This window comes from Holdemanella sp. (assembly GCF_056804935.1).
Window position 1 is genome coordinate 1 of the sequence record NZ_DBMEXE010000069.1, and the last position, 7,320, is coordinate 7,320.

9 protein-coding genes are annotated in these 7,320 nt (G+C 33.3%); 1 reads left to right on the forward strand and 8 read right to left on the reverse strand.

Annotation, left to right across the window (positions count from 1 at the left end):
• Positions 1-221 precede the first annotated feature (221 nt).
• The 5 genes from ACZQCL_RS04650 to ACZQCL_RS04670 all read right to left on the reverse strand — a co-directional run bounded on the left by ACZQCL_RS04650 (position 222) and on the right by ACZQCL_RS04670 (position 4,300).
• Positions 222-1,733 (reverse strand): plasmid recombination protein, encoded by a 1,512-nt coding sequence (locus tag ACZQCL_RS04650; protein WP_482481958.1) that lies wholly within the window; start codon positions 1,731-1,733, stop codon positions 222-224.
• Complete coding sequence (locus ACZQCL_RS04655; RefSeq protein ID WP_118114973.1) at positions 1,726-2,019, reverse strand: hypothetical protein; 294 nt, start codon at positions 2,017-2,019, stop codon at positions 1,726-1,728. Before ACZQCL_RS04655 ends, ACZQCL_RS04650 begins: the two co-directional genes overlap by 8 nt.
• A 175-nt stretch (positions 2,020-2,194) precedes the next feature.
• Positions 2,195-3,307: a tyrosine-type recombinase/integrase gene (locus ACZQCL_RS04660; RefSeq protein WP_270499836.1), complete on the reverse strand. Its 1,113-nt coding sequence runs from the start codon at positions 3,305-3,307 to the stop codon at positions 2,195-2,197.
• A gap of 3 nt (positions 3,308-3,310) precedes the next feature.
• On the reverse strand, positions 3,311-3,949 hold the full coding sequence (locus ACZQCL_RS04665; protein WP_482481959.1) for a hypothetical protein: 639 nt from the start codon (positions 3,947-3,949) through the stop codon (positions 3,311-3,313).
• Positions 3,950-4,111: 162 nt separating this feature from the next.
• Positions 4,112-4,300: a hypothetical protein gene (locus tag ACZQCL_RS04670; RefSeq protein ID WP_195233073.1), complete on the reverse strand. Its 189-nt coding sequence runs from the start codon at positions 4,298-4,300 to the stop codon at positions 4,112-4,114.
• Positions 4,301-4,466: 166 nt separating this feature from the next.
• Here ACZQCL_RS04670 and ACZQCL_RS04675 point away from each other — a divergent pair, with 166 nt between their 5' ends.
• A complete protein-coding gene (locus ACZQCL_RS04675) occupies positions 4,467-5,144 on the forward strand; it encodes a helix-turn-helix domain-containing protein (RefSeq protein ID WP_118325105.1) in 678 nt (225 codons plus the stop codon).
• 88 nt (positions 5,145-5,232) lie between these two features.
• Here the strand turns inward: ACZQCL_RS04675 and ACZQCL_RS04680 are convergent, their stop codons facing one another.
• Genes ACZQCL_RS04680 through ACZQCL_RS04690 form a run of 3 tightly spaced genes read right to left on the reverse strand, consistent with a single transcriptional unit; the run spans position 5,233 to position 7,287 of the window.
• Positions 5,233-5,928 carry a DUF975 family protein gene (locus tag ACZQCL_RS04680; RefSeq protein ID WP_337525949.1) on the reverse strand — a complete coding sequence of 232 codons (696 nt, stop codon included), beginning with the start codon at positions 5,926-5,928 and terminating at the stop codon, positions 5,233-5,235.
• Positions 5,929-5,958: 30 nt separating this feature from the next.
• The gene (locus ACZQCL_RS04685) at positions 5,959-6,612 is read right to left on the reverse strand and encodes a hypothetical protein (RefSeq protein WP_417405714.1); all 654 of its coding nucleotides are present in this window, start codon (positions 6,610-6,612) and stop codon (positions 5,959-5,961) included.
• Positions 6,613-6,645: 33 nt separating this feature from the next.
• Positions 6,646-7,287 (reverse strand): ATP-binding cassette domain-containing protein, encoded by a 642-nt coding sequence (locus ACZQCL_RS04690; RefSeq protein ID WP_337525951.1) that lies wholly within the window; start codon positions 7,285-7,287, stop codon positions 6,646-6,648.
• Positions 7,288-7,320: the final 33 nt, after the last annotated feature.

The following is a 7,320-nucleotide window of genomic DNA, read 5'->3' on the forward strand; positions in this document are numbered from 1 at the left end:
AAAAACGCCCCAAAATACTTTGGAGCGAATTTTAAGCTGCCTAGCACATTACCCTATGTAATCTTATAGCGTATCTAGACCCTAACTATTTTTATATAGTCGTTATATTCATCATCATTAATAGGAGTGAATTTCTTCACTCTTTTAGATAAAAGTTACAAAAAAACTACAAAAAATTTTCAAAGCATATTAAAAACGGATAGTAAATTATCCGCTTTTTTTCATCTATTTCGACTGTTTTTATTTCCCTCTAAATCCATAGTTTTTCTAACCATTGTCTTATCTTCAGGACTTAGCTTATTCATTATCGCATCATAAAATGTTATACTCTGTCCATTTTTTAAGTAAATCTGATTTCTCATTGTTTCTTTCACAAATCGAGTCAGTGCAATATTTCTAGTTTCAGACTTATTCAGCTTCTTACTCATTGTCAACATACTATGGTTATGATCATTCACTTTAGTCTGTAAAACTGAATTCTGTTCTTTAACATCATCTAGTCTAATCTTCAATAACTTATTGTCATTCTTATACTGAACCAATTCATTCTTTGTACTATCCAGCTTGTTATTTAGTGTTTTGTTTTCATCTGTTAAACTATCTATTCTAGCGCTCAACAATTTGATACGTTTCAACAACGCCCCAATCATTGACTTCAATTCCTGAATAAACGTTTTAAGCTGATCAAACACATGATATTCAACGACGATCTTATTCTTATTCAATCTTGATTTTGGTGAATTCTCCATTTCCACCAATTGTGAAGATACATTTTCCAATCGTTCGTACGCATACACAATATTCTTTTCATCCACAGTGTCTTGTTTCAAAAATTCCTTTGCGATATTCATATTGTGCTGCATTTCAAATGTCTTATCCTTTGTATCCTGCCACTGACTTAACGGCATATTTATCGACGCATCTTTTTTCGGTTCCTTAATACTTGTAGCACCATACATCAAATATAAATCGTTCTCATTCATAATGGTTTCCATAATTTTATACATCTTATTTCGCATCGCATTAAATAAAATCGGAACTTTATCTCTTTCATTGATTATAGACTGTTCCGGTTTATACCCCATGCGTACTAATGTTTCATCTAACCCTGTGCCACAGCGCAATCCTCCGCCATGCTTCTGAATATATTCCATATCTTCTGCACGTTCGTAAATTGGTTTAAAATCAAGGTGCATATGATAGAATCCAGATTCATCCAAATGTACAGTGGCACCTAATATATGGAAATACGGAAAATCCTTTTTAAATCTAACAAGGAATTCATTAAAAATGCGAAGTGCTTGTTCTTTCGTTATTTTGCCATTTTCACGATCACTCTTATCCCCCAATCCTATAATTAATGATCTAAACATTTTAATCTGTTCCATTTTATTCGTTTTTGGATTCCGCATCTGATCATGCAGATGCTGCGTATAATAATCATTGCCAATCAATGGATAATCCCGATTACGTGGCTTTGTCTTAATTTGGCCACTATTATATCGATCCCACGCGGCAGCCTTGCGTTTCAGAGTATAATCATTACGTTCTTTAATATACGGTTTCATCAATTCATTAATTTGTTCCTTATAGCTTTTTTCATAAGGCACAAGCTCAATCACTGTATCTTTGCCCGTATCATGCGTATGCTCCAGTTTCGAGCGATACTCCAAGCCATGATTATGTTCTTCACATCCTTCGCCAGCCGTAATCGTAACCGACACTTCATTCATGCAAATCACCCGATTTTAATATTTTATACAATGTTGTACGACAAACATTATATTTTTTACACATCTGTTCAAAAGTCATTTCCTTCTTTTCTGCTCTAAGAACATCCACACCAGGAAGTTTTTTCTTAGGTCTTCCAGAAGTCGATGCTTTTTCTTCAATAATCACTTCCAAATTGCCATTGTATGTATTTCGATAAGTCCCATTGAAATGTTTAAAAAGTATTTTTACACATTCCTTTTGATGTTCAATATTCGTATCATTTAAATATAATTTAAATCGATTCATTTACGTATCCCCCTTATTATTGTTCATTAATTATTTCCACACATTCTTTTGAGCAAGCCTTGCTTGCCATAATTACCAGCTTGATGGTAATGCCCTTCCCTATTGAACCCCACTACCGCACTAAAGGCGGTAATGAAGTTCAATGACGGGCAACTGCGTTGAGCTTTTAGCGACATCATTCGAATTGAGAATCAATGATGTCGATCAGATCCTGCTCGGAATTATTGAAGAACTTAACGTAAGTCTTCAAACATTCCGTTTGTGTATGACCCAAGCGTTTTGCGACCAATGATACAGGTGCATTCGCATTACATAGAAGTGATGCATTGCTTCGTCTAAACCCATGAATCTTGATCATGCGAATTCCTGATCTTTCGCAGGCGATTGCCATACGCTTCTTCACAACTTTCGCAAGAACGGGTCTGTCCACTCCAAACAGAAATGTATCTTTTGTGATGCAGTACAAGTCTTTGTACCAATCCAAATATTCCTGCATGATGCATTTCATTCGTTTGGGCATCGTTATCGTTCGAATACTGTTCCTTGTCTTTGGCGGAGTAACCAGATACGATCTTCCCTGCACATACCTAGCTACTGTCTTATTGAATCGAATCGTCCCCTTATCCATATCAATATCGTTCATTGTTAGTGCAACACATTCGCCAAATCGACATCCCATAAAATACAAAAGATTCACAATAACATAACAGACGTATTCTCCGTTTTCTTTGTTTCTTGGAAAACATTGAATGAACTGCTCAAATTCATCCGGAGTATAGAAATCGTCTTCATCAATGATCTTGTCCGGTCTTTTGTATTTGGGAATTCTTTTGACTGGATTAAACTGTACATATCCCATTTCAAGTCCATAGTTAAATATCTTATTCAAATATGTCAGCATCTTATTTACATATTCTTCACTCAAACCTTTTTTAAATGCAGCATCCGTAATCTGTTTGATCTGTCCAGATGTTAGAGATTGAATCTTTTCATCATACAAAGATTCAAAGTATTTTGAAATATATGTATTGCTCTGTTTTGTGCTTGATTTTAATTGATTTGCCTTAGCCAGATCATATACGTCAATAAACTCTTTCAATGTATAAGAATGATTTTCAATCGTGTGATTTTCTATATTAAAAGACTCCTTATACTTCAATTCGTATTCCCTTGCTTCGTTGATTGAATTAAATGATTTTCTAAAAAAGTAATAATGATACTTTCCTGTTGAAGTGGGTACAGATCCACGAATTTCATACTTCTTGTTTCCTAAACGTTTCACAGACATTGTCTACACCTCCACATGCCCGTCTCTTCGAAGCATGTCAAAGATTTTGATAAAGAACTGATTAGGAGCATATGCAGAATACTGTTTCTGAAGCTGATGCATTTCAATATGTGAATCCAGTCTATTGATATATTCATCCGCATATTCTTCCGATTCAATAAGCAATCGATCATACAGTTCATCATTTAGAATAACATTTCCATAAAGTCCAAAATGCTTCACTTCTAAAGAGAGTGTATTATCTTCTATATTATCTTCTATATTATTAGGACAACTGAGTTGGCTACCCTGGCTAACTGAGTTTGCCACCCCACCTAACTCTGTTGACTGGTAGCTAACTAAGTTTGCCACCTCTTTTGCGACATAAATACAATTTTTAACACCATGATTTACAAAGTCTTTCTTCTCTAACAAATTCTTTTGTATTAAACTTTTTAAAACTTTATCCACACCAGCTTTAGTTGAATTTGTAAAATCTGCCAAATAACTACAACTGCCTGTAAATGCACCACAATGATCACGCGAAAATCCATAGATAATCGCATAAATACTCAATTCCAATCCTTTTAACCCCAATTCATTTATCATCCAATATTGAATAGAATAATAGGAATTAGGTTTAATCTTCTTATTATTTTCCATAAAAAAACTCCTTTTACCTCATTACGAAATAGACTTTCTGAACAAGCATTCAAAAAGCCTCCAAAAAAAGATAAAAAGGAGGCCACATTTTGTATAATGTGCTATAATATACGTGCTTAGGGGTATATTACATGCCTCCGGTTTAATTTGGTGCCAGCCAAATTAAGCCTTTTTTTCTACCTTAAAATCAAAAAAATCCTTCACGACAACAACCGGAACTTTTCCTTTTAAAAGTCGCCGTTCATCCAGCTCATACTCATCCTTCATAACCTGAATGAATTGGTATGCCTTGGATTTGCTGATGTTCGCATAGGCTGCCACATCCGTGGGTCCCCAATATAACTTTTCCATTTTGAATTTCCCCTTTCTAGAAAGTTATTTATAAATACGACTTATAACTTTCATATTTATCATACCATTTAATCCGGAAATTGCAACTGCATAATGCGTATATTTCCGGATATCTTTTTTTATGTACTTTAGCATGTTAATATATCTATAGATTTGGAGGGGTCCTATGTCTGTAAAATCCTATATAGATTCTTTATGTTCAGAAAAAAATTTAAACATGAAACAACTTGCTGAACAGGTAGGAATCAACTATAAAACATTGAATACTCTAGTAAATGAAGATGGTAGACTTATGAATCCTAAACAGTTGGCTTTGTTTTCAAAATACACAGGCAAATCAAAACAGGAAGTATTCTATGACAATTTAAAAGATGATGATTTATCAGACGCATGTACAAAAACTGCCCTTCTATATATCGGTAAGAAAACATGTGAAGGATGGATTGCCAATATAGATATTCGTCTTGATACAAAGATATCAAATACTCGTACTGCCAACTATGCTGGTATACTGCATAAAAAAAGATCCGGTAACGGATTAACTGTAGTGGAAGATTGGGATCAGCTAAAAGTTGACTTTTGGGAGTTCTACTACAAAGGTAAGTTAAAGGATGAAGAAGAATACGGCAGAGACACAATTGCCCGTACATTTGCGAATGAAAGAAAGTACATATCCAGTGTATTATTCTTTGGTCTTCAAAGACTATGTACGACTAACCTAAATCCAGTCAACTATCATATCGTATTCAACCGAGATACTGAATATTATCTAGTAAAAGACTATTTTCCAAAGAAGATGAACATGGGCTTTGAGTGTATCTATGTTGATGAAAACGAGAGATAAATAGTCAAAGAGTATCACCATAAACAAGTGATACTCTTTTATGATCCATCATGGATTTACATTGTTATATTAATCAATTTTTTCATTTCTAATCACTTTGAATATCCGTTGCACACTCATCCTTCTTTACAGATTCTTTTAGAATCAAATAAACCTCTGTAAACGCAGCTACATCATATGGCTGCACAAACAATGCTCCAATTCCAAAGCAAAGAAAGCCTAGAAAATACCATCCTAGAAAAGATAAATCTAAGACAAATAAATCCATCTTTTGTCCAGTCGTCATTTGTTTGGATAACGAGAAAGCTTCATCTGTAGTAATATTAGGATTTTCTGCCAATAAACATGGAATCATAGAATATTCATACGCCTTTATAATTCCAGGAACTACAAGTAATAAAAGCCAAAGCATTATTTTTAATTCCATGATAAGCATGATTTTTACCACATTTAAATAATTCCCTTTAAAGCCTTGAAATATTTCATTTAACGCTGGATTTCCATAATGATTTTTAATGAAATAATATTGTTCTCCGACTCTAATGGCAAAGCCAATAAAGATAGAAAATAATAATCCTACAATAGATTCCATTGATAAAAATGAAAGGATTGAAGAAAACATACTTGGCAATACAACATCAGGTACTAAACCTTGTACTTCTTGAATAACAGTCACATAATAAGTACTCAATATTCCTGCAATCAGCGTAACCAGAAACATTTTCCAATAGTTTCGTTTCATGATTTGTTTAGCTTGTTCTTTAACTTGTTGCCTGTTCCACATATTATTTCACCTTACTTTCTTTATACGTCATTACACTTCTTCCATATATTTTGCCTTAAACGCAATACAACTTCTCTCTTTTCCAAACAATCCTTTGGATTCCACACGCCCAAGCCCATATGCCCAGAATGTAACAGTTTGACCTTCTTTAAAATCAAATTCTTTATTGTAATCAAGTACACAAACATATGACTTATCATCAAAAATATTTATCATATATCCTCTAAAATCTTTATCATCCACTCGAACAATGATTTTTCCTGTATATGTCAATTTCTTTCCATACCACTTAGAATGTGTAACCTCTAAATCCGATTGATCCGGTGATTGTGACTCTGCTTTAAAGGATGCTTCATCCACTTCACTGCATTCAACCAGAATCGAACTTTCTAATCCCTGGTATTCAACTGTAACTTCTGAAGTCTTTCCAGCTTCTAATGTGACAGGTTCTTTAACAGTCCATCCTTGTGTAATGAATTCTTTTGTACCATCCTCATAATAGGCCCATACACCAATCTTCGACTTATTATCTATAGTTTCATTTGCTTCTGCAAGACCAGTATATAAGGCTGTCATATTCTCTAGCTTTTCCTGACTAACCTCTACTTTTTCATTATTTGGTGTTATATTCGAACATCCACAAACCAAGAATACACTTAGCAATGCCGCTGCACACTTCTTCATAGGTCCACCTCCTTTTTTATATGAATATTTTTGTTATTCAACATCTTTAATTTGCTTGATTGTTTTAGCATCTATGCTATAAATTACATCTGCAAAGTCTTTGTGTTCATTCGAATGACTTGTATATATTAAATAATGATTCTCTTTTTTGATAAAATCATTTAGGTAATTTTGCATAATTTGTTTAGCTTGTTTATCTAAAGCATCAAAAGGCTCATCTAATATTAGAATATTTGGACTTTCCATTATTGCTTGAATAATCCTAAGCTTTTGCTTCATACCTAAAGAATAATACTTATATTTTTTATTAATATCTTCCTCTAATCCGAATAATTCACAAAATTGATAAATTTCATTTTTTGTCACTATCTTTTTTATTTTAGCGATTTCCAATAAATTATCCATTCCAGATAAATTGTTAAAAAAATCTGGTGAATTTATACAGATCCCTGCATTTTGTATAAAGTCATAGTCCTGTCCAATAATATAATCATCTACCGTAACTATACCCGTATCTGGTTTACTAAATCCGCATATAAGCTTTAATAAAACGCTTTTCCCTGATCCGTTCACTCCTTCAATGAAGTTCCACTTATTGGGCATAAAAGTAATATTTACATCTTCAAAAATTGTTATGCCTTTATAAGATTTTGAAACACCTTTTAAACTAATCATAAATAATCCTCACTTTGATTTATGTAAAATTTT

What these genes read in the sequence shown, in the direction of transcription:
- ACZQCL_RS04685 (WP_417405714.1), bottom strand. Translation starts at nt 6,612, where the DNA reads ATGAAGAAGTGTGCAGCGGCATTGCTAAGTGTATTCTTGGTTTGTGGA.
- ACZQCL_RS04650 (WP_482481958.1), bottom strand. Translation starts at nt 1,733, where the DNA reads ATGAATGAAGTGTCGGTTACGATTACGGCTGGCGAAGGATGTGAAGAA.
- ACZQCL_RS04665 (WP_482481959.1), bottom strand. Translation starts at nt 3,949, where the DNA reads ATGGAAAATAATAAGAAGATTAAACCTAATTCCTATTATTCTATTCAA.
- ACZQCL_RS04680 (WP_337525949.1), bottom strand. Translation starts at nt 5,928, where the DNA reads ATGTGGAACAGGCAACAAGTTAAAGAACAAGCTAAACAAATCATGAAA.
- ACZQCL_RS04660 (WP_270499836.1), bottom strand. Translation starts at nt 3,307, where the DNA reads ATGTCTGTGAAACGTTTAGGAAACAAGAAGTATGAAATTCGTGGATCT.
- ACZQCL_RS04655 (WP_118114973.1), bottom strand. Translation starts at nt 2,019, where the DNA reads ATGAATCGATTTAAATTATATTTAAATGATACGAATATTGAACATCAA.
- ACZQCL_RS04670 (WP_195233073.1), bottom strand. Translation starts at nt 4,300, where the DNA reads ATGGAAAAGTTATATTGGGGACCCACGGATGTGGCAGCCTATGCGAAC.
- ACZQCL_RS04690 (WP_337525951.1), bottom strand. Translation starts at nt 7,287, where the DNA reads ATGATTAGTTTAAAAGGTGTTTCAAAATCTTATAAAGGCATAACAATT.
- ACZQCL_RS04675 (WP_118325105.1), top strand. Translation starts at nt 4,467, where the DNA reads ATGTCTGTAAAATCCTATATAGATTCTTTATGTTCAGAAAAAAATTTA.